The sequence below is a fragment of the Mycobacterium heckeshornense genome (assembly GCF_016592155.1).
GTDB classification, from domain to species: Bacteria; Actinomycetota; Actinomycetes; order Mycobacteriales; family Mycobacteriaceae; genus Mycobacterium; species Mycobacterium heckeshornense.
Map to the genome: position 1 here is coordinate 677,180 of NZ_AP024237.1, position 20,002 is coordinate 697,181.

18 protein-coding genes and 1 pseudogene are annotated in these 20,002 nt (G+C 62.9%); 14 read left to right on the forward strand and 5 right to left on the reverse strand.

The annotated features are described in order from the left end of the window. Window positions 1-14: 14 nt before the first annotated feature. Window positions 15-956, forward strand: coding sequence for an LLM class flavin-dependent oxidoreductase (locus MHEC_RS03225; protein ID WP_048889757.1), 942 nt, complete (start codon window positions 15-17; stop codon window positions 954-956). 538 nt (window positions 957-1,494) lie between these two features. On the opposite strand, the gene MHEC_RS03230 is transcribed toward MHEC_RS03225, so the two are convergent. Beyond that, complete coding sequence (locus MHEC_RS03230; protein ID WP_082169500.1) at window positions 1,495-2,202, reverse strand: TetR/AcrR family transcriptional regulator; 708 nt, start codon at window positions 2,200-2,202, stop codon at window positions 1,495-1,497. A gap of 429 nt (window positions 2,203-2,631) precedes the next feature. Between MHEC_RS03230 and MHEC_RS03235 the strand changes: the two genes are divergently transcribed. The 10 genes from MHEC_RS03235 to MHEC_RS03280 all read left to right on the forward strand — a co-directional run bounded on the left by MHEC_RS03235 (window position 2,632) and on the right by MHEC_RS03280 (window position 13,720). Next, on the forward strand, window positions 2,632-3,423 hold the full coding sequence (locus MHEC_RS03235) for an MlaE family ABC transporter permease (RefSeq protein ID WP_082169501.1): 792 nt from the start codon (window positions 2,632-2,634) through the stop codon (window positions 3,421-3,423). Window positions 3,424-3,449: 26 nt separating this feature from the next. After that, complete coding sequence (locus tag MHEC_RS03240) at window positions 3,450-4,304, forward strand: ABC transporter permease (protein WP_048889759.1); 855 nt, start codon at window positions 3,450-3,452, stop codon at window positions 4,302-4,304. Between the two features lie 6 nt (window positions 4,305-4,310). After that, window positions 4,311-5,783 (forward strand): MCE family protein, encoded by a 1,473-nt coding sequence (locus MHEC_RS03245; RefSeq protein ID WP_048889760.1) that lies wholly within the window; start codon window positions 4,311-4,313, stop codon window positions 5,781-5,783. Window positions 5,784-5,821: 38 nt separating this feature from the next. After that, the gene (locus MHEC_RS03250; RefSeq protein WP_048889903.1) at window positions 5,822-6,850 is read left to right on the forward strand and encodes an MCE family protein; all 1,029 of its coding nucleotides are present in this window, start codon (window positions 5,822-5,824) and stop codon (window positions 6,848-6,850) included. After that, on the forward strand, window positions 6,847-8,262 hold the full coding sequence (locus MHEC_RS03255) for an MCE family protein (RefSeq protein ID WP_048889904.1): 1,416 nt from the start codon (window positions 6,847-6,849) through the stop codon (window positions 8,260-8,262). The genes MHEC_RS03250 and MHEC_RS03255 overlap by 4 nt, the downstream gene beginning before the upstream one ends. Beyond that, window positions 8,259-9,620, forward strand: coding sequence for a virulence factor Mce family protein (locus MHEC_RS03260; protein ID WP_048889761.1), 1,362 nt, complete (start codon window positions 8,259-8,261; stop codon window positions 9,618-9,620). Before MHEC_RS03255 ends, MHEC_RS03260 begins: the two co-directional genes overlap by 4 nt. Next, window positions 9,617-10,777, forward strand: coding sequence for a virulence factor Mce family protein (locus tag MHEC_RS03265; RefSeq protein ID WP_048889762.1), 1,161 nt, complete (start codon window positions 9,617-9,619; stop codon window positions 10,775-10,777). The genes MHEC_RS03260 and MHEC_RS03265 overlap by 4 nt, the downstream gene beginning before the upstream one ends. Continuing rightward, window positions 10,777-12,255: an MCE family protein gene (locus MHEC_RS03270; protein ID WP_048889763.1), complete on the forward strand. Its 1,479-nt coding sequence runs from the start codon at window positions 10,777-10,779 to the stop codon at window positions 12,253-12,255. Before MHEC_RS03265 ends, MHEC_RS03270 begins: the two co-directional genes overlap by 1 nt. After that, window positions 12,219-12,953, forward strand: coding sequence for a hypothetical protein (locus tag MHEC_RS03275; protein ID WP_048889764.1), 735 nt, complete (start codon window positions 12,219-12,221; stop codon window positions 12,951-12,953). Before MHEC_RS03270 ends, MHEC_RS03275 begins: the two co-directional genes overlap by 37 nt. 65 nt (window positions 12,954-13,018) lie before the next feature. Beyond that, window positions 13,019-13,720, forward strand: a complete 702-nt coding sequence (locus MHEC_RS03280) for a hypothetical protein (RefSeq protein WP_048889905.1) — start codon at window positions 13,019-13,021, stop codon at window positions 13,718-13,720. Window positions 13,721-14,233: 513 nt separating this feature from the next. Here MHEC_RS03280 and MHEC_RS03285 read toward each other — a convergent pair. After that, the gene (locus MHEC_RS03285; protein ID WP_048889766.1) at window positions 14,234-15,019 is read right to left on the reverse strand and encodes a FadR/GntR family transcriptional regulator; all 786 of its coding nucleotides are present in this window, start codon (window positions 15,017-15,019) and stop codon (window positions 14,234-14,236) included. A gap of 84 nt (window positions 15,020-15,103) precedes the next feature. Continuing rightward, window positions 15,104-16,099, reverse strand: coding sequence for an LLM class flavin-dependent oxidoreductase (locus tag MHEC_RS03290; RefSeq protein ID WP_048889767.1), 996 nt, complete (start codon window positions 16,097-16,099; stop codon window positions 15,104-15,106). A gap of 292 nt (window positions 16,100-16,391) precedes the next feature. Between MHEC_RS03290 and MHEC_RS03295 the strand changes: the two genes are divergently transcribed. From MHEC_RS03295 to MHEC_RS03305, 3 genes are read left to right on the forward strand one after another with little or no spacing between them, the layout of a single operon-like run. Continuing rightward, on the forward strand, window positions 16,392-17,396 hold the full coding sequence (locus MHEC_RS03295; RefSeq protein ID WP_048889768.1) for a Rieske 2Fe-2S domain-containing protein: 1,005 nt from the start codon (window positions 16,392-16,394) through the stop codon (window positions 17,394-17,396). Next, the gene (locus MHEC_RS03300; RefSeq protein WP_048889769.1) at window positions 17,386-18,006 is read left to right on the forward strand and encodes a TetR/AcrR family transcriptional regulator; all 621 of its coding nucleotides are present in this window, start codon (window positions 17,386-17,388) and stop codon (window positions 18,004-18,006) included. Before MHEC_RS03295 ends, MHEC_RS03300 begins: the two co-directional genes overlap by 11 nt. Further along, window positions 18,006-18,638, forward strand: coding sequence for a cysteine hydrolase family protein (locus MHEC_RS03305; RefSeq protein ID WP_048889906.1), 633 nt, complete (start codon window positions 18,006-18,008; stop codon window positions 18,636-18,638). The genes MHEC_RS03300 and MHEC_RS03305 overlap by 1 nt, the downstream gene beginning before the upstream one ends. A 47-nt stretch (window positions 18,639-18,685) precedes the next feature. On the opposite strand, the pseudogene MHEC_RS23915 reads toward MHEC_RS03305, so the two are convergent. Further along, window positions 18,686-18,877, reverse strand: a pseudogene (locus tag MHEC_RS23915) (DUF2889 domain-containing protein); the annotation flags it as partial. A 275-nt stretch (window positions 18,878-19,152) separates the two neighbouring features. Continuing rightward, window positions 19,153-19,992 carry a TIGR03621 family F420-dependent LLM class oxidoreductase gene (locus MHEC_RS03315; protein ID WP_330849077.1) on the reverse strand — a complete coding sequence of 280 codons (840 nt, stop codon included), beginning with the start codon at window positions 19,990-19,992 and terminating at the stop codon, window positions 19,153-19,155. Window positions 19,993-20,002 lie beyond the last annotated feature (10 nt).

Here is a 20,002-nt window from a genome sequence, read left to right on the forward strand (position 1 = left end):
GAGAAGGAGGCCCGGTGCGCGCCGGTATTGTATTGCCCCGTGACCAGCGGCAAGTTGCGGAGGCGGCGCGCTGGGCCGAGAATCTCGGGTTCGACCTTGTGGCCTCCGGTGAGCATCTCTTCTTTCACGGGCGCACCCCCAACGCTTTTGTCGTGCTGGCAGCTGCGGCCGGCGCCACTGAGCGGGTCCGGTTGCTGAGCGCGTTGACGATCCTGCCGGTCTACCCGGCCGTGCTAGCCGCGAAGCTCGTCGCCACCTTGGATCAGGTATCCAACGGACGGTTCGATTTCGGTGTCGGCGTGGGCGGCGAATACCCGCCGGAGTTCGCCGCTGCGGGTGTACCGGTCGGCGAGCGCGGCGCTCGCACCGACGAGGCACTGGCGCTCATTCTGCGGCTGCTACGTGGTGGGCCGGTGGACTTTGCAGGCCGCTGGACGCGCGTCGAGGGGTTGTCGCTGAATCCTCCTGCGCTGCAAACGCCGGCGCCGCCGGTTTGGGTCGGGGGCCGCCGCCCTGCCGCTTTTCGGCGCGCCGGGCGGTTCGCCGACGTCTGGATGCCCTACATGTACACACCGGAGCGACTGGCGGACAGCTTGCAGTCGGTGCGCGGCCACGCGGTGCAAGCTGGCCGAGGCGCCGCTGAGGTCCGCGGCGCCATCTTTTGTTGGGGGGCCCTTGATCGCGATCCGGCAGCGGCGCGCCGCGACGCCGTCGCCGCGGTCAATCGGACCTACAACCAGGACTTCGAACCCCTGGCCGACCGCTACCTGCTCACCGGCACCCCGCAGCAGGTCTGTAGGCGGCTCGCCGAATATCGCGACGCCGGCGCCGAGACGGTGATCTTCGCTGCCCCGCGCGATGCCGACGCGTGGCGGCGCAGCATCGAGTTGTTCGCCGCCGAAGTGCTGCCGGACCTGCATGAAACCCGTGGCACCGATCCGGTTGACCGCAACTGACGCTTGGCGCGGCGCCGGACCAAGCGAGTGCCCTTGGGCGGCCTTCTGTCATCGCACACGGCATCTGGGTCGTCGAAATTGACCTTCCAGGATGTATCCGCGGGCGGCGGAGAGCAACGCCGCCCGCGCTGCGCTGCACGGTGCGATGGCGGCACCGGACGGGAGCCGGACCCGCACGTGAGTGTCTGGGCGAAGTCGGGGCTGCTGGTTGCTTCTCACACTGCGTTCTGCACAGAAGAGCTAAAGATGTTGCCGCTCGAAGGCCCTTTCCGGATTAGATCTTCTGTTGTTTCGGCCGATCGAGCCTCGTTAGCTCGAACCAAACGCGCCGCAACACAAGTGACTAATCCGATAAATGGATAGATATTTTGATGTAAGCCGACCCAAGGTGCCCAAGTCGTCCGTGTCTGTACGCAGGCGAGTTTGTGATTGGTTAATCGCTGGTAGGTAGCTACCTCGTTACCGCTGGCATGCCATGGCCGCAAGTTTAGCGAAATGAGCTTGGCAGAATCAGTTAAATTTTATGTCGGAATCGTGCTTACCCGGAGAGGGTCCGCCAGCCGGGGCTAGGGTGCTGTGATGGTGGCGTCAGGATGGGTAGCACGACGTCGATGGCCGTCGCCACCAGCTCAGACAGCTCGGACCCCGGGGTCGCGGCCCAGCTCCGATATGCGGTGCTGATCGCGCCCAGCAGAGCGCTGGCTCGGACATCCCAGCGCAACGGTTCATCAGCCGGGAGCGCTGACGGTCCCCTGATCGTTGCCGCAGCATGCAGAGTTGCGGCCAGCGTTGGCTGCATCCGACTCGTCGCCCCAAGAAAATACTGCCACACCTTTTCGTCGGTGGAGGCAACTCGCATCATTTCACGACTTTCCTCATGTAATTCGATCTCGGCGTGTTCGAAGGCGACAAGAATCGCTTCCCGTAATGGCGCGAAATGAATTTGCACGGATAACTGCTCGAGAAATTCGGCGGTTGCCTCCGCAATTGTTGCTGCGAATAGTTCACTTTTGCTGCCGAAATACCGATAAAGCGTCCGGGGCGAGACCTTGGCAATGGCAGCAACCGTCGACATGGTTGTTGCCGCATAGCCGCGTACTCGGAAGGCGTGAACCGCTGCCGCCGTTATCGCACGGCGTGTCAGCTCTGTCCGCTGCTGGGTCGGTACCGCATGGTACCTGGGAAGAGAGACTGCAGAACGGCGACGAGACACGTGTCGTAGTGTGCCATAGGCGCAGGCTGCCATGGCAGACGGCGATGCATCCTCTGATCAGAATCGCGTTCTCGGACTGCTCCCAGCAAACCGCACATGTGCCGCTAGGTCGACACGCCACTAAGTCAAATTTCTCATCGAAACTGTTGCTCTGCGCGAATTCTGTGGTGTACGGTTCACCGACAGCCGCGGACGCTCCGGTCACAAGTCTCACCGGGCGCAGGAAAGTGGGTTAATCGAGGGGATTGTCGATCTGGTGGAGGATTCTCAATGAAGCACAGCGGGGGAGGCTTCCGTTGATCAAGCTGGGCAGCGCCGTTCCCGGTAACGGCCTGCCTAGCCGCGCCCTGGGCGGGCTTTTTGCGCGGGCTGGCGGAGCTGCGCCAGGTCTGCGATGCGAGCGCCGCCCTATGACTGGCGGTTCGACGATGAAACACCAGTCTGTGAGGACATGCGGGGCTCATGCAACCTGACGCTACGTCCACGGTGGTCGGCGCCGGGGCATACGCCAAACCGCTGCGCGAAGTCGGCAGTTACTTTGCGCTGCTGCTCGACATCCTGGTGCAGATGGCGCGTCCGCCGTTCGCCTGGCGGGAGTTCATCCACCAGAGCTGGTTTGTGGCTCGGGTGTCGGTCGTCCCGACCATTTTTTTATCGATTCCGTTCAACGCGCTGTCCGTCTTCATCATCAACGTGCTGCTGGTCGACATTGGTGCCGCCGACGCATCGGGTGCCGGCGCTGCACTGGCGGGCGTTGTCTACATCGGTCCCATCACGACGGTGCTGGTCGTAGCTGGAACCGGGGCCACCGCGATCTGCGCCGACCTCGGCGCACGTACCATCCGCGAAGAACTCGACGCGATGCGGGTAATGGGAATCAGCCCCACCCAAAGACTGCTGGTGCCCAGGGTGTTGGCGCTAAGCTTGAACGGTTTGTTGCTGAACTCGATCAACACCATCGTCGGCCTGGTTGGCAGTTTCGCTTTCTCCGTCTACTTCCAACACGTCACTCCAGGTGCGTGGGCGGCGGGCTTGACGCTACTGGTTGGGCTGCCCGATGTCGTCATCGCGCTTGCTAAGGCGGCTTTGTTCGGTCTGATCGCCGGCACCATCGCTTGTTACAAGGGTGTGACCGTAGGCGGCGGACCGCAAGGCGTCGGCAACGCAGTCAATGAAACGGTTGTGTACACGTTCGTGGCGCTATTCGTGATCAACATAGTACTGGTCGCGGTTGGCACGAAGGTGACGAGGTGAGCACGGTCTCCGTTCGACTCCATGCGATGAGTGCTGCCCCTGCTCCGCAGCGGTTACCCCGGCTGACGAACACCTTGCGAAGCTTTATCGACGAGTGGAACCGGCTTGGAAGCCAGACTGCGTTCTATGCCAAGGCGCTGACACAGACGTGGGATGCTGTCGTGCGCTACAAAGTTGAGACGCTGCGCCTGATCGCGAATATGAGTCTGGGCATCGGTGCGTTGGCGATCATCGGCGGCACCGTAGTGGTCGTAACCACATTGGTCATGTCAACCGGATCCTTTGTCGGCATCCAGTTATACCGATCCCTGTCGGATATCGGCGTGGAGGCGCTAAGCGGTTTCGCTTCGGCCTACATCAACACGCGTTTCGCCGCACCGCTGACCGCTGCCATCGGCCTGGCTGCCACCATCGGTGCCGGAGCCACCGCACAGCTCGGTGCCATGCGGATCAACGAGGAGATAGATGCGCTTGAAGTGATGGGAATCCGAACGATTGGCTACTTGGTATCCACGCGGATAGTGGCCGGTGTGCTGGTCACGGTTCCGCTGTGGGCCATGGCTTCGCTAGCGGGGTATCTGGCGACTCGCACACTTGTCGTCTTTGTTTTCGGGCAGGCGCCCGGGGTCTACGACCACTACTTCCATACTTACTTGCAGCCAACCGATCTGATTTGGTCGTTGCTGCAGGTTATGGCGACGGCAGTAACGGTCATGCTGATTCACACGTTCTACGGTTTCAACGCCACTGGCGGACCGGCCGGTGTTGGTGAAGCAGTTGGTCGTTCGGTGCGCGCCTCATTGGTTGTGGCGGTTGCGGTCCAGTTGGCGGTCGCCATGGCTGCCTACGGAGTGTCCGGCAATTTCAACCTGTCTGGGTAGCGACTGATGGATTGGAAACGACGCGAGGCTGGACTTCCCCCGGCGCTGTGGACTCTGATCCTTTTCGGCTTCATCATTGGGCTGGTCGTGCTGACGACAGCGATGTTCAACCGAGACCTCAGGCCCTATGCAGGGGTTATGCTCACTTCTGATCGTTCGGGTCTCATTATGGAGCCCGGCGCGAAGGTGAAGTTGCGTGGCGTTCAAGTCGGCAGGGTTGCCTCGATTCAGCCGGGCGACCCGGTCAAGCTTAAGCTGGAACTCTACCCGGAGCAGCTCAAATACATCCCAGCCAACGTCACCGCCAAAATCACCGCCACCACCGCATTCGGCGGGAAATACGTCGACCTGCTGGTTCCAGACAACCCCAGCCCGAAACAGCTGGCGGCGGGCGCGGTGGTGCGAGCACGCAACGTGACCACCGAGGTCAACACGGTGTTCCAGAACCTCGTTGGTGTGCTCAACCAGGTCGACACTCCCAAACTGAATGCGGTGCTCACTGCTCTAGGGGAAGGTTTTCGCGGCAAGGGGGAGGCCCTCGGCGAGGCCACCACCGATCTCAACCAGGTGTTAATGGCGATCAACCCCCGCAGCGAGACCATCCGCGCCGACTACCGCGCGCTGAAGGCATTCAGCGACACCTATAGTGCGGCCGCCCATGACATCGTGACGGTGCTCGACGCGGCCAGCACAACGAGCGCCACGATTACCGACAACGCCAAACAACTTGATTCAGTACTGCTCAACGTCACCGGACTCTCCCGCAGCGGGACCAACCTGCTCGGTCCGAATAAGGACAATCTGGTGCACGGCATCAACCTGCTCGAGTCCACCACTCGGCTGCTGATGAAATACAACCCCGAACTCACCTGCACGCTCGTCGGCGGCAAGAACGTGCTGGATTTCGGCTTCTTGGACGTCACCGGCGGTGCCAACGGGTATTCGGTGATCCTCGACGTCGCATTGCTCTTCGGTGACGATACGTACCGGTTTCCCGACAATCTGCCGATCAACGGGGCCAAGGGTGGCCCAGGCGGACAGCCGGGCTGCGGATCGTTGCCCGATGTCTCCAAGAACTTCCCACAGCGCTACCTGGTCACCAACACCGGGTGGGGCACCGGGATGGACGTGCGGCCCAACCCTGGTATCGGGTTCCCGGGCTACGTCGACTACGCCCCTGTCACCCGCGGCATACCACAACCCCCCAGCATTCGCCATCTCGGGCCCCCAGCGCCCGGCCCAATCCCGTATCCGGGTGCACCGCCCTACGGCGCGCAGCTGTACGGGCCGGACGGAACGCCACTGTATCCCGGCTTGCCGCCGGCACCTCCGCCGGGCAGGCCGCGCGAACCCGGCCCGCCGCCAGCCGGCTCGGAGCCGTTCGTGCCGGCGGTGCCAGCCGGGCCGCAGGCAACGTGCGGAGTTGTCACCCAGTTGTGCGACCCGCGGCCCCCGCCACCGTACGCCCCGGCACCCTGACGAGCACCAGCGACACCCACGTCATAGGAAGACAAGACATGCGAGAGAACTTGGTAGGCGCGCTGTGGCGCCTCGCCATCTACGCAGCAGTGAGCCTCATTGGCACATTTGCGCTGATCGCGGTCTTCGCTCAGTTACGTTTCCAGGCTGAAAAGACCTATAAGGCCCAGTTCGCCAACGTATCCGGGCTCGAAGGTGGCAACTTCGTCCGCATCGCTGGTGTCGAGGTCGGCAAAGTCAAAAAAATTGCCATTCAACCGGATTCCACGGTGCTCGTCGAGTTCACCACAGCCGACTCGGTCGTGCTCACCGAGGGTACGAGGGCCGCCATCCGCTTCGCCGACCTCATTGGTGGTAGGTACCTGGCATTGGAAGAAGGAGCGGGGGGCGTCAAGAGACTCCGACCAGGTGCAACCATTCCGCTGAGCCGCACCGAACCGGCGTTGGACCTCGACGCATTGATCGGGGGTTTCCGACCACTGTTTCGTGCACTCGACCCCGACCAGGTGAATAAGCTCACCAGTCAGCTGATCGCGGCCTTCCAGGGCCAGGGCGGCACGATCGGTTCCTTTCTCACCCAGGCCGCCGCCTTGACCAACACTTTGGCCGACCGGGACCAGCTGATCGGTCAAGTCATCATCAACCTGAACACCGTACTCGGTTCGCTCAGCGGCCAAAGTGACCAGTTCGCCAAGGCTGTGGACTCACTATCTCAACTCATAGCAGGGCTGAAAGCCCGCAAGCAGGACATCACCAACGGAGTGGCCTACGCGAACGCAGCCGCCGGCTCTATCGCCGAACTGCTAGCCAAGGCCCGACCACCGCTGCAAAAGGTGGTGCACGAGGCGGATCGGACCGCGGGGAACGCGCTCGCCGACCACGACTTCCTCGACAACTTTCTGAACACCTGGCCTGACTCACTCCGAATCCTCAACAGGCAAGGCATGTACGGCGACTTCTTCAGCTTCTATCTGTGCGACATCGTGCTGAAGGTGAACGGCAAGGGCGGCCAGCCGGTGTACATCAAGCTGGCCGGCCAGCATGGCGGGAGGTGCACGCCACGATGAAAAGAGGCTTCTCCGAGCGCAACCCGTTCGTCATCGGCGCCATCGGCCTGGGCGTGACCCTCGCCCTCATGGTGTTGTCGCTGAATTACGACAAGCTGCCGTTCTTCAACAGGGGCACGACCTACTCGGCATACTTCGCCGAGGCGGGCGGCCTGGTGCCCGGTGATCACGTTCAAGTCTCCGGTTACAGAGTTGGGGAAGTCTCCAGCATCGACCTGGACGGTCCGCAGGTGTTGGTGAAATTCAAGGTTGCCAGCAATGTTCGCCTCGGTGACCGTACCGAAGCGGCCATCAAGTTGAGGACTGTGCTCGGCAACAAGCTCCTCGAGGTCACCCCGCGCGGAACAGGACGGCTGACCGGACCGATACCCCTGGACAGAACCACACCGGCCTATCAGCTGCCCGACGCGCTCGGGGACCTCACGACAACCATCAGCGGGCTCAACACTAACCAGCTGTCCAACTCGCTGGCCGTGCTGGCCAGCACATTCTCCAACACACCGCCCGACCTGAAGGCGGCGGTTCAGGGGGTGGCGCGATTCTCCCAGACACTGGATGAGCGCGACGCTCAACTGCGAAACCTGTTGGCCAACGCCAACAAAGCGACAAAGGTGCTAGCCGAACGCAGTGACGAAGTGGTCAACCTGGTCGCCAACACCAACGCGTTACTGGTGCAGCTGAGAAGCCAAAGCCGTGCGCTGGATCAGATCTCCACCAACCTCACCGCGGTGGCCCAGCAGATCAAGGGCTTTATCGCCGAGAACCGCACCACACTCAAGCCGGCGCTGGACAAGCTGAACGGGGTGCTGGCCATCGTCGACAACCGCAAGGATCGCGTGCAGAAGGCGCTCGTCGGACTCAACAGATACGCCTTAGGTCTCGGTGAGGCGGTGTCATCGGGACCGTTTTTCAAGGCTTATGTCGCCAACCTGCTGCCCGGCCAGTTCGTGCAACCGTTCATCGATGCGGCCTTCTCCGATCTCGGCCTGGATCCCAATGTGCTGTTGCCCACGCAGCGCGCCGACCCGCAGGTCGGGCAACCGGGTACGCCGCCGCTGCCGATCCCCTACCCCCGTACCGGGCAGGGCGGGAACCCGCGGATGACCATCCCGGACGCGATTACCGGCAACCCCGCCGACCAGCCGTGCGGGTTTCCCGGCATTCCGTTGCCCGGCCCTGGGTGCTACCCCTACCGGGAGCCGCCCCCGGCGCCGCCACCGGGCGGGCCGCCGCCCGGACCGCCCGCACCGCCGGGTGCCGGGCAGGGCCAATCCATTGCGCCACCGTCCGGGCCGGTGCAACAGCCCGCGCCCGGGCAGATACCGCCTAGCCAACCGCCTGTTCTCGGTGGTGCGGGACCAATCGGTGCGCCACCGGGGCCGGCACAACCCACTGAAGGTCGTGGACGATGAGTCGTCGCAACGCCAAGATCGGTGTGGCCGTCGCCCTGGTGCTGGTGCTAATCGGTGCCACCATCATGGTGGTGCGGTCTGCCACCGGAATCGGCCGCATCAACGTCGTCGGGTACTTTGCGGATAGCACCGGCCTCTACAAAGGCGACAAAGTCGTCATCCTCGGTGTGGCGGTGGGCAAGGTGGAAAAGATCGAACCCCAGCCCAACCGCGTCAAGATCAGCTTCTGGTACGACGACAAATACAAGGTGCCCGCCGACGCCAAAGCGGTGATCTTGTCGCCGTCACTGGTGACGCCACGATCCATTCAGTTGACACCCGCCTACCGGGGCGGCCCGGTGCTGGCCGATGGTGCGGTGATCCCCCAGGAACGCACCGCGGTTCCGGTAGAGTACGACGACTTCCGCCAGCAGCTCGAGAGGCTGACCCAAATACTGCAGCCCACCAAACCGGGCGGAACCAGCACGTTGGGCGCGTTCATCAATACCGCGGCCGAGAACGTGCGCGGTCAGGGCCCAGACATTCGAGACACCATCATCAAGCTGTCGCAGGCGATTTCCGCGCTCGGCGACCACAGCGGCGACCTGTTCGCCACGTTGAAAAACCTCTCGATTCTGGTATCCGCGCTGCATGACAGCAGCGACGTGCTGCGGCACCTGAACCAAAACCTGGCCGCGGTGACGAACGTGCTTGCCAACGACCCCAACGAAGTCGGAAACGCGGTGAAAAACCTCAACGATGTTGTCGACGATGTCACAAACTTCGTGGCCGAAAACCGAGAAACACTAGGCACCACCTCGGACAAGTTGGCCTCTGTGACCAAGGCGGTGAACGAAAGCCTCGACGACGTCAAACAACTTCTACATGTAGGCCCGACAGCCTTCCAAAACTTCCTCAACATCTACCAGCCCGCGCAAGGCACGCTGACCGGCGTGCTCGGGCTCAACAACTTTGCCAACGCGATCCAGTTCATCTGCGGGGCGGTACAGGCCGCGTCCCGGCGGGGCGCCAAGGAGTCAGCGAAACTGTGCGTGCAGTACCTTGCACCGATCATCAAAAACCGGCAGGTCAACTTCCTGCCGCTGGGTCTCAACCCCTTCGTCGGAGCGTCGGCGCGCCCCAACGAAATCACCTACAGCGAGGATTGGCTGCGGCCCGACTATGTACCCCCACCACCACCGGGGTCGTCGCCCGCGCTGGCCAACCCAGCACCGCCGGCCCCTGAGCCGGCACCGCCGCCCGGTACCTCGCCGCTGGCCGCGGAAGCGCCGGCGGAAACAGCGGTGGCCCAGCCGGTGCCGACCAATCCGGCTGAGGGCCTACGCGGCATGATGATGCCAACCGGGGGTGGACAATGAGCCGATCACCGTGCTGGTGGCGAAAGGGCGCCGTGCTGGCGGCAGCGTTGGCGCTGGCAGGGGTGTCCGGCTGCGGCTTTCGGGGGGTGAACTCGTTTACCCTGCCGGGAACCAAAGGTGGCGGTCCTGGCTCCTACACCATCCAGGCGCAAATGCCCGACGTACAGAACCTGCAACAGAATTCGCGAGTGCGGGTCAACGACGTCACCGTTGGCAATGTGACCAAGATCGAGCTGCAGGGCTGGCACGCGCTGGTCACGATGAAGATCGACGGCAGTGTCGACTTGCCGGCTAATGCGACGGCCACGCTCGGTCAGACCAGCCTGCTCGGTTCGGTGCACGTCGAACTGGCGCCGCCCGCCGGGCGCCCGCCCGAGGGCAAGCTCAGGGACGGATCGCTGATCCCGCTGGCGTCGGCCGCCGCCTACCCCTCCACCGAACGGACCCTGGCCGCGCTCTCCCTGCTGCTCAACGGCGGCGGTCTGGGCCAAGTCCAGGACATCACCAAGGCGTTGAGCACCGCCTTCAGCGGACGCGAGCAGGACCTCAGAAACCTGCTGGGTCAGCTCGATAAGTTCGTCGGCTACCTCAACGACCAAAAAGACGACATCATCGCGGCAACGGACAGCCTCAATAACTTGGTTGGTCAATTCGCCGACCAAAAGCCGGTGATCGACAAGGCGATCAAGACGATCCCGGAGGCGTTGACCGTGCTGAAAGATGAGCGGGACAATCTCGCCGACGCGCTCGCTGAGCTGGGCAAATTCGGCGCGCTGGCCGCTGATTCGGTCAACAAGACCAAGGAGAACCTGGTCAAGGAGCTCAAGGACCTTGGCCCGGTGCTGCAGTCATTAGCCGACGCCGGGCCGGCATTGACCCGCGCATTGGATTTCTACGGAACCTTCCCGTTCCCCAAACCCACGCTGAGCAAATGGCTGCGGGGGGACTACGCGAACTTGACCGCCATCATCGACTTGACGCTGAGCCGGATCGACGCGTCGTTTTTCACCGGCACCCGGTGGGAGTGCGATCTGACCGAGCTGGAACTGCAATGGGGCCGCACCATCGGCCAGATGCCCAGCCCGTGCACCGCGGGTGGCCCCCACAACCCCGGCAACCCGCTGGTTGTTCCCTACCACTTCGATCAGGGGCCCTGATGCTGACCAGGCTAACTAGGCAAGTCAGAATCCAGCTGGCGGTTTTCGCGGCGCTGAGCTTGACCGCCTCTGTCATCATGTTTTTCAACTTCATGCAGGTGCCGACGGTGTTCTTCGGGGTTGACCGGTACACGGTCACCGTAAAGCTGCCCCAGGCGGGCGGCCTGTACCCCGGCGGCAACGTCACCTACCGAGGCGTCGAGGTGGGCCGAGTGCAGGCCGTACGCCTGACCCCGACCGGCGTCGAGGCGTTGCTTCAGCTCGACTCCGACGTGCACATCCCTGCCGATCTCAACGCCCAAGTGCACAGCGTATCGGCGGTCGGCGAGCAATACGTCGAGTTACTGCCACGCAGCGCCAAGGGGCCGTCACTGAAAGACGGCGACGTCATCGCCCAGGATCGCACCTACGTGCCGCCGGACATCAACTCGCTGCTGGAGGCGACCAATCGAGGGCTGACCGCGATTCCGCGCGACAACCTCAAAACGGTGGTCGACGAGGGATATGTCGCCGTCGGCGGCCTCGGGCCGGAACTATCGCGGCTGGTGAAAGGGACAGCCAACCTGGCGATCGACGCCCGCAAGAACCTGGACGCGCTCGTTACTTTGATCGATGAGCCGAAGCCGCTGCTGGACAGCCAGATCCAGTCATCGGATGCCATCCAGGCCTGGGCGGCCCACCTGGCGACGATCACGTCGCAGCTGCGCGACAACGACGCCGCCGTCGCGGGCCTGCTGCAGAAGGGCGGCCCAGCGGTCGGCGAGGCGCGGCAGCTACTCGACCGGCTGAGCCCCACATTGCCGATCGTGCTGGCCAACCTGGTCAGTGTGGGGCAGGTGGGGGTCGTCTACCGCGACAACCTCGAATCGCTTTTGGTGGAGCTGCCGCAGGGCACGGCCGACATCCAGGCTGTCGGTGTGGCCAACCGCAACACCAAACAGGACTACAACGGCGCATTCTTGAGCTTCAACCTGAACCTCAACTGGCCTCCGCCATGCACCACCGGATTCCTGCCGGCTCAGCAGCAGCGGGCCGCCAGCTACGAGGACTATCCTGATCCGCCCAACGGCGACTTCTACTGCCGGATACCGCAAGACTCAATACTCAACGTGCGCGGCGCGCGCAACGCGCCGTGCGAGACCCGCCCGGGCAAGCGCGCTCCCACCGTCAAATTGTGCGAAAGCGACGAAGCCTACGTTCCACTCAACGACGGCTTCAACTGGAAAGGTGATCCGAACGCCACCTACACGGGGCAGGGTGTCCCGCAGTTCAGGCCGGGGGAGGAGCCGCCGGGGTACGTCCGACCACCGGCTCCGCCGGGTCCGCCACCACCACCGATAGCGGCCGTCCATTACGATCCGGCGACCGGCATGTACATCGGTCCGGACGGGCGCATGTATACGCAGGCTGACCTGGCACATGGTGCCACAAAGGAGCGAACATGGCAGAGCATGCTGACTCCGCCCAAAAGGAACTGAGCAGTCGTGAGCGACCAGAGGCATCCCCGACGCTGAGCAGCTGCGGGGATGAGGGCTCAGCGGACGCCCTCAACAGCGTCGCTTCGGACGAGACGAGCGCTAAGCCAATCGTTGACCCGGATGCCGAAGCGCTGGCGGACCCGGCCGACGATGCCGAGGATTACGACGCCGAAGTTGAGCGTGGCTCGAAAGATACTGGGCCAGAAAGGAAGCGGAGGTCGCCTGAGCGGCTGGCGATCACGTTGGGTTTGGTCATGATAGTGGCCTTGGGGGTGCTGGCCGGATACCTCGGCTATCGGGGGTACCAGTCGCATAAGGCCCAACAAGAGCGCGAGCTGCTGCTGCAAGTCGGTCGGCAGGGCGCGGTGAACCTGACGACAATCGATTGGCAGCACGCCGATGCTGACATCCAGCGGATTCTGGATTCAGCGACAGGTACCTTCTACGATGACTTCTCCCGGCGGTCCAAACCCTTTGTCGAGTTGGTCAAGAAAGTTCAGTCGAAGTCGGTGGGAACGGTCACCGAGGCAGGGCTGGAGTCACAATCCGGCGACGAAGCCCAAGTGCTGGTAGCTGTATCAGTTAACACCACCAATCTCGGTGCGGCTGAACAGGATCCGCGGCATTGGCGGATGCGAATATCGGTGCAAAAGGTCGGCGGCGAGGCGAAGGTCTCCAACGTCGCATTCGTGCCGTGATCAAGCAGTCCAGCGCGCAACACGTCGGCAAACTGACCCAACGAATCAGAAGAGGAAGCATCGCAGTGGGGGTAGAGATTGATTCTGCGGACGATCGGGCGTCAACCGAGATCGCCGAGGACACGACCCAGCGGGCCGCTCCCGAGGATGGTCAACTCGGCGACACTGTCGCCGCCCACGATACGAGCGAAACTGAGGCGACCGCTGAACCAAAGGATGTTTCCGGCGACGACGCTAAGGCCGAGCAGGCGAAAAACGCCAAGTCTCTCCCGCTTTGGCGCCGGATCAAGTGGTCGCGGGTGGTGGCGTTTGGGGTACTGCCGGTCGTGGCATTGCTTATTGGGGCGGCCGTCGGCTTTCTGAAGTGGCAAGACGCGTGGACTCGAAGCTCCGGAGTCGCCGAAATCAACTCGGTTGCGGCCGCAAAAGAATCCACCGTTGCGCTGCTGTCCTACCAGCCTGACTCTGTGGAGAAAGATCTCGGGGCCGCCCGCGACCGGCTGACCGGCAAGTTCAAGGACTCTTATACACAGTTGGTCCACGACGTGGTGATCCCCGGCGCTAAGAAGGACCACATCTCGGCGATCGCCACCGTTCCCGCTGCCGCCTCGGTGTCGGCGACACCGAACCACGCGGTGACCTTGGTGTTCGTCAACCAGACCGTCACCGTCGGCAAGGATGCGCCCACCGACACCGCATCCACCGTGCGCGTCACTTTGGATAAGGTTGGCGATCGCTGGTTGATTTCCGGGTTCGACCCGATTTAGAAGCGGTGAACCAGATGACGCGGCACCGGGCTCATAGATTGGCTCGCGATGGGCCGAAGTCCTGGCACATCGTGTACGGCGGATCGATGCTACTGGCGCATCCGAGACCCTTCACCACGTAGGTCGAACCGGGCCGGTAAGGGTAGTACGCGAGTACCGGCTCCTTACCGTTCCTCGAGGTGCACTGCCCGGCCGAATCTTCGCCCTGTATCGACAAACAGACCTCCGACATGGTGGCTTGTGCATGGATCGTGCACGGCCCTGGCCGCATGGTGGCCAATACCATGCTCGCGCCGGAGACCTGCACGACTTTGGGCGGGGTGAGCGAAAAGGAGCACTGGCCGGTCCCCTCGTCGCCAGACGGCGCCCCACGCGCGAGTCCCCCAGGTCCGACGCCAATGAGACCCATTACCGCCGCTGCCGAAAGCGCTACCGATAACCGCGGGATCATCCCTGAATCCTACCGCGCGACAGCGGTTTCGGGTTCCGGATGGTGTCGCGGGTGCGCGCCGCTCAGTCCATGATGTCGCGTACCTTGGTTTTCTCATAGCCCCGCAGAAGGGCAGCAGCCGCGTTCTGCATGTGTCGGCGCCAATGCGCCTCTGCTCGTTCACCGTCACGGGCTGCGACCAGATCGACAAGACGCCGGTAAGACCGCAAGAGCTTGGTGTACTCGGCTTTGGGGACCATGTTGTCGACGCCGACGACCGCTGCTGCCGTGTGGCGCTCAGAGATTTCGTGGAGCATGCCGGCAATGATGGCGAGGGTTGTGTTCCCGGACAGCTCGACCATTCTGCGGTGCAGGTTCGCCGATGCGCGTGCCAATTCGCCCGCTTCCCAAGCGGCTGGGATGTTGTTGACAATGCTCGCAAGCTCGTCGTGCGCATCTTGGGTGCCGGTCTCCGCGAGAAGCTTGGCCGCGGCGGGTTCGATCGCGATACGCGCGGTCATTACATCGGCCAGCGTGGCGCCGGACAGTTCAAGCAGCAGACCGGCCGGGCGGGCGACGATCTCCGGACCTGGTATGCGCACCCGGGCACCCGTTCGCGACCCGCGCCGAACCTCAATCAGCCGCTCGGATTCGAGAATTCGTACAGCCTCCCGCAGGGTCGGCCGGCTCACCCGGAAATGCGCCATGAGCTCTGCCTCGTGTGGCAGGAAGTCACCATCGGCCAGCTGGCCGTCAACGACCATCTTGCGTAGCCTGCGAGCAACGACCTCAGCCGTTTTCGGCGACCGCACAGCGCCAAACGCCCTCTCCGGCGACACCGCTAGCGCAAGTGTTTCAGGTCGAGCCACGTGATACCTCCCGCTCTGCTCGTGGCAGTTATATAACTGAGTAAACCACGTGCCGGTATCGTTGTCGTTAAAGCCCGCGGGTAATCAGTTCAGCTCCGCAGCGAACCGTGTTGCGGCGGCATCGTAGTGTGATCGTCGCCGCTGCCCCACCAGGAAGCTCGGTGGTGACAGGAAGGCAGTGTCCGGAAGCCGCGCGCGGGTCTTGAGCATTGTGCGGGCCTGTTCGGTATCGCCACAGATCGCGATGGCCCAGAGCATGTCGTCAGTGACGTACTCAGCGATGGTGTCGGGACGACGAGATCGAAACGCTGCGCGAATGGCGTCAACCTGGTCATGCCAGCCATGTAGCTCGACGAGCGTGTCGTACGTGCGCACCGTGAGGTAAAACGCAACCTGCAGGCGCGCCTCGCGGATCGCGCGTTGCGGGTCGCCATCGTCTATCGCTGTGATCAGCCAACCCCAACGGCGCAGCGAGGAAGGGTCTCGGCCAGCCGATTGGGCGCCGCCCGCGAGTTGCGGATCGACCACCTCGTCCCACCAGCGATCGGTGAACAAGCCGTGGCCCAACACACCATCGGCGCAGCTGCCTACAGTGCGCAGCATGGCTTTATTGAACGCCCCCACCAGGATCGGCACCTCGAGCCGCCCATGGACCGGGGCTCGGATGTCGGCGTCAATGTCGTAGAACTTCCCGCTGTGGCGGATGCGTTCGCCGTTTTCGGCATGCAAGTATGCCCTGATCACCGTGATCAGCTCCGCCATCCGCGGAGCAGGATGCGACGCGTCGACGCCAAACCAGTCCCGGTTCATTCGTAGTGTGCCGGCACCCAGCCCGAGAAACACCCGACCGGGAGCATGCTTGCTCAGATGGCGGGCCGATGCGGCATGCACGAACGGAGACCGCGCAAATGCGTACGCGATACCGGGGCCGATCATCGCCTTCGATGTGGCGAGCGCCATCTCGGCGCTGGTCACATAGGCGTTGTGATCGCTGAATTCGCCCGCACAGAATGCGCTGGCACCAGCGTCTTCAGCTTGTGCCGCGCATTCCTTGCCCGGCCAGGGGAGTCCCCATTTCATGCTCTTATCCCAACGGCGCATAGGTGGATAACCTAGTAAGCGATGTTAACACTAGCGCACCACCGTGACGGCCGCCGTCAGCGCCGAGCCAGCCGGTGCGCGGCCACGCGTCCAAGCGATTGGAAGGGGACGAAGTGCCCGCGCCACGGCGAATTTTGCCCCAGCCCCTTGGTAATTGGGCACCACCAAATTCCGGTACCCGCTGAGCGCAAGCTATTTTTTGACAACATTGTCAAAACAGTGCTATCGTCGGAGGTAGTCGACGAGCAATCGGCGCCAGGAGGGTGATCGGATGACGCCGCTGCCGAGCATGCAGCCGACGGGATGGTTTCAGGTCGCTTGGAGCGCTGATGTCGGGGTTGGGCAGGTCGCGCCGTTGCATTATTTCGGCCGCGACTTGGTCGCGTTCCGGGGTCACGAAGGCAAGGTTCGTGTCCTCGATGCACACTGCCGGCATCTCGGCGCGAACCTCGCCTACGGGGGATGCGTCGTCGACGACGGTATTCAGTGCCCGTTCCACGGGTGGGTGTGGAACGGGGAAGGACGCAACGTCCGTATCCCCTACCAGGATCGGCCGAACAAAGGTCGGCGGATCCGTTCCTATCCGGTCACCGAACGCAACGAAGCTATTTATATCTGGCACGACACCGCGGGTAGGGAACCGCTGTGGCAGGTGCCCGATCGCTTCGAGGTGCTCGGGCAGCATATCGCGTCCCGCAGCTACTACCCGTTCGGCCCTGACTGCCGGACACGGTTCGAGCGAGTGTCCGTGCATCCCCAAACTATTGCCGAGAATGCCGTTGACCCACACCATTTCCGGTTTGTTCACCGCACACCGATCAGCCCGGCAGTGCTGCGGGAGTATACCGACGACACGACGTGGTCGGCGAAAGTCGGTTTCGGGAGGCGCTGGCTCGACGGTGTCGATCGTCCCGGGGACACCTTGAACACCATCGAAATCTACTGGTGCGGTCTCGGAGTGAGCTTCAACGGCGAACATACCCGCGAAGGAGTTCGGGTGATCTCGATCTGTGCCACCCCGGTTGACGACACCACGTCGGATATCTTCGCCGGATATTGGATCGATGACGAGTCTGGCGATTTCCCTCAGCGCCTCGCTGTGGCCAAGCAGGCACTGCCACAAGATATCCAGATCTGGGATCACCAATGCTACATGGATCCGCCGGGACTTGCGACTTCTGAGGCGGCGGGCTTCAAGCGCCTTCGTGCATGGGCCCGAGGGTTCTACCCGGAGTCCGATGACCCGCCTCAGCTGACGGTCGCCCATGGCGCCTAATGCCTCCGCGCCGGGCGCGAAGCTTCGCAAATCAGACCGGACTCGCCAGGCTATCCTCGACGGTGCGCGAATCGCTTTCGCGCGCAAGGGGTTCTCCGGGGTAACCATTCAAGACATCACCGATTTGGCGCAGGTGACCCGCGCCAACTTCTATTACTACTTCCGCGACAAGAGGGCGTTGTTCATTGAACTGGGCACGGCAACCTATCGCGAAGCCCTCGACGTGGCGGAGTCGTTCGGTGAGTTGGGTGACACGCCACGTAAAGACGCGATCCGTGATTGGGTCGGCCGCTACTTTGCCTATCTCGATCGCAATGGCGCCTTTGTGATTCGCTCGGCTGAGGACTCGCCCGACGATCGCAGGTTCCGGTCGGCGCTGGCCCGCTCATACCGTCGCACCGCTCAAGCGTTGGGTGATCGCATCGTCAAGCTATCGGCGATTCCGCCTGAAGTGGATCCAGCTGCGGTCGGTCTGGCAACTATGGCGATGCTGGAGCGCTCCTGGTTGATGGCACAGCACGACGAGATCTCGGCGATGTCAGAAGACATGGTTGTGGCGGCATTGGCCGAGCTGATTAGCAGACTGGTGGATTCAGGCAAGGAGCGATGATGTCACCATCGAACGTGATTTCAGACGATTTCTCCGCCGTCGCCGTGGTGTGCGTCGAATGCCAAAACGGCGTCCTTGGGCCTGCTTCGGTGCTTCCTCAGCTGGCCACCGACGCCGGTGATCTGGTCACAAAGTTGCGCCGTCTGCTCGACGCTGCCCGTGGCGCGGGCATCCGCGTTGTGCACGCAACGTATGAAGGTGCGCTCGGTGGTCAGCAGGTCGGCACCGCCCGTCTCTGGCGTGCCCTCGGGCCGGCCACCGCCGACTGGGCACCCGGAAGCCAAGCCACGCAGGTTCTTCCCGAACTGCTGGCGCCTACAGATCTAGTGCTGCCACGCCACCATGGATTGTTTCCCACCGCGGGATCCGAACTCCTGCCGTTGCTGGACAACTTCGGTGTGCGCACCGTCGTGCTGACCGGTGTGTCGCTGAATTTGGCGCTACCACATACCGCGGGAGACATCACCCAGGCCGGATTCAATCTGGTGGTGCCACGAGACGCAGTCGGCGGCACTCCGGCCGAATACGGCGAGCAAGTGCTTGCCAACACAATCGCGCTGCTGGGCCGCATCACGACTGTCGACGCACTGGTCACCGAATGGTCCGGCCGGCGCGGCGCGCAGTCAGCCTGATTGCTGCTATCACTGCGGAGCGCATCGACGAGCACCTGCGCGTCGGCAGTACTGCGCAGCAATTCGTTCAGATGCGTGCACGTAGCGATGCCGTTTAGCTCCCTGCGCACTCGGAAATGCAAGTTGTTCAACGTCATTCCAGTGATCCTGCTTGCGCGTGCAACCGCGCCGGGGTATTCCCGCGATGGAAGCACGCATGACACTGCTTCTGCTCGCACAATAAATGCGGGTGATGACATCGAACTCGTTGGTCAGCTTGCGCATTTCCCGGCGAGACCGAAACCAGCCGCGCCGGGGTCGACCATGGGGGCCGCGGGACACTCCTCGGAGAGTGCAGCTCGATGCGCCAGGATGAAGGCCATCGACTCGCTGAGATCCGAGATACTTCGGTGCTTCCAGACCGCAGATGTCGGACCCAGCCGAACCCATCGAAGCGCAGTGGGTGCAGATGACGCGTATCTATCACCCCTCGTTCAGCCATTCCGCAGGCAGCAGACCACGGTCGTATCGGCCGTCAGCGGAGTTCGGCGATCACCTTACTGAAAGCCTCCATGTGCAACTGCGGGACACTGATGTAGGTGATGCTGTGGTTCTCGGCGTAGTGACGCAGCGTGTTGGCCATGTCTTTCGACGTTCCCGTCAACGTCGTCGGCGATTTGAGAATCTGCTCGTCGGTGAGGCTTTGCCCGAAGCCCGGCGTCCGAAGGACTTTCGGGATGCCGCTGCTGTCGTGGGGGAGGGCAGTGATGGTGAGGTTCAGCTCCAAATCATCGAAGCGCTCGCACGCCTTCTGTCGAACGAAGTCGACCAGCTCCGCAAGCGGGTCAGCGTCGGCGCTGTTCGGGCGGCTACCACTCAACGCGACAATGTCGGCCGCTTTGGCAGCAAGGCTTAACACTCGATCACCCGACCCGGCGACCATGATGGGCACATGCGGGAGGTGTTGGCGCAGACAGCGGATGGTGTGCGCGAGATGGTCGACACGATCTCGCGCGCTCGGGAATTCGAGCTCTGCGGCTTCGAACTCGTGCTTTACGTAGCCCGTTCCCAAACCGAGTTCAAAGCGGTGGTCGGTGAGTAAGTCGAGTGCCGCGGCATCGCGGGCCAGCAATGCCGGCTTGTAGAAGCCCGCATTGAGAACGAACGGACTGACCCGCATGTTCGTCATCTCGGCGGCGAGAAGCAGCGCAGGCAAGGGAGCGGGTGTCGCGAGGTGATCAGGCAGGTGCAGTACGTCGTAGCCGAGGTCTTCGGCGCGGCGCACGGCATCGCGCCACTGAACGCGTGATCTCAGTGTTGCCAGGGCCACGCCGAATCGGAATCCTCTTGTCACATTATTCCTTCGGCGTCTCACAGCCCGTTTT

Bases quoted from the DNA above. Each gene is read 5' to 3' on its own strand.
- MHEC_RS03230 (WP_082169500.1), bottom strand. From the start codon at position 2,202: ATGGCAGCCTGCGCCTATGGCACACTACGACACGTGTCTCGTCGCCGT.
- MHEC_RS03235 (WP_082169501.1), top strand. From the start codon at position 2,632: ATGCAACCTGACGCTACGTCCACGGTGGTCGGCGCCGGGGCATACGCC.
- MHEC_RS03240 (WP_048889759.1), top strand. From the start codon at position 3,450: ATGAGTGCTGCCCCTGCTCCGCAGCGGTTACCCCGGCTGACGAACACC.
- MHEC_RS03245 (WP_048889760.1), top strand. From the start codon at position 4,311: ATGGATTGGAAACGACGCGAGGCTGGACTTCCCCCGGCGCTGTGGACT.
- MHEC_RS03250 (WP_048889903.1), top strand. From the start codon at position 5,822: ATGCGAGAGAACTTGGTAGGCGCGCTGTGGCGCCTCGCCATCTACGCA.
- MHEC_RS03255 (WP_048889904.1), top strand. From the start codon at position 6,847: ATGAAAAGAGGCTTCTCCGAGCGCAACCCGTTCGTCATCGGCGCCATC.
- MHEC_RS03260 (WP_048889761.1), top strand. From the start codon at position 8,259: ATGAGTCGTCGCAACGCCAAGATCGGTGTGGCCGTCGCCCTGGTGCTG.
- MHEC_RS03265 (WP_048889762.1), top strand. From the start codon at position 9,617: ATGAGCCGATCACCGTGCTGGTGGCGAAAGGGCGCCGTGCTGGCGGCA.
- MHEC_RS03270 (WP_048889763.1), top strand. From the start codon at position 10,777: ATGCTGACCAGGCTAACTAGGCAAGTCAGAATCCAGCTGGCGGTTTTC.
- MHEC_RS03275 (WP_048889764.1), top strand. From the start codon at position 12,219: ATGGCAGAGCATGCTGACTCCGCCCAAAAGGAACTGAGCAGTCGTGAG.
- MHEC_RS03290 (WP_048889767.1), bottom strand. From the start codon at position 16,099: ATGAAATGGGGACTCCCCTGGCCGGGCAAGGAATGCGCGGCACAAGCT.
- MHEC_RS03295 (WP_048889768.1), top strand. From the start codon at position 16,392: ATGACGCCGCTGCCGAGCATGCAGCCGACGGGATGGTTTCAGGTCGCT.
- MHEC_RS03300 (WP_048889769.1), top strand. From the start codon at position 17,386: ATGGCGCCTAATGCCTCCGCGCCGGGCGCGAAGCTTCGCAAATCAGAC.
- MHEC_RS03305 (WP_048889906.1), top strand. From the start codon at position 18,006: ATGTCACCATCGAACGTGATTTCAGACGATTTCTCCGCCGTCGCCGTG.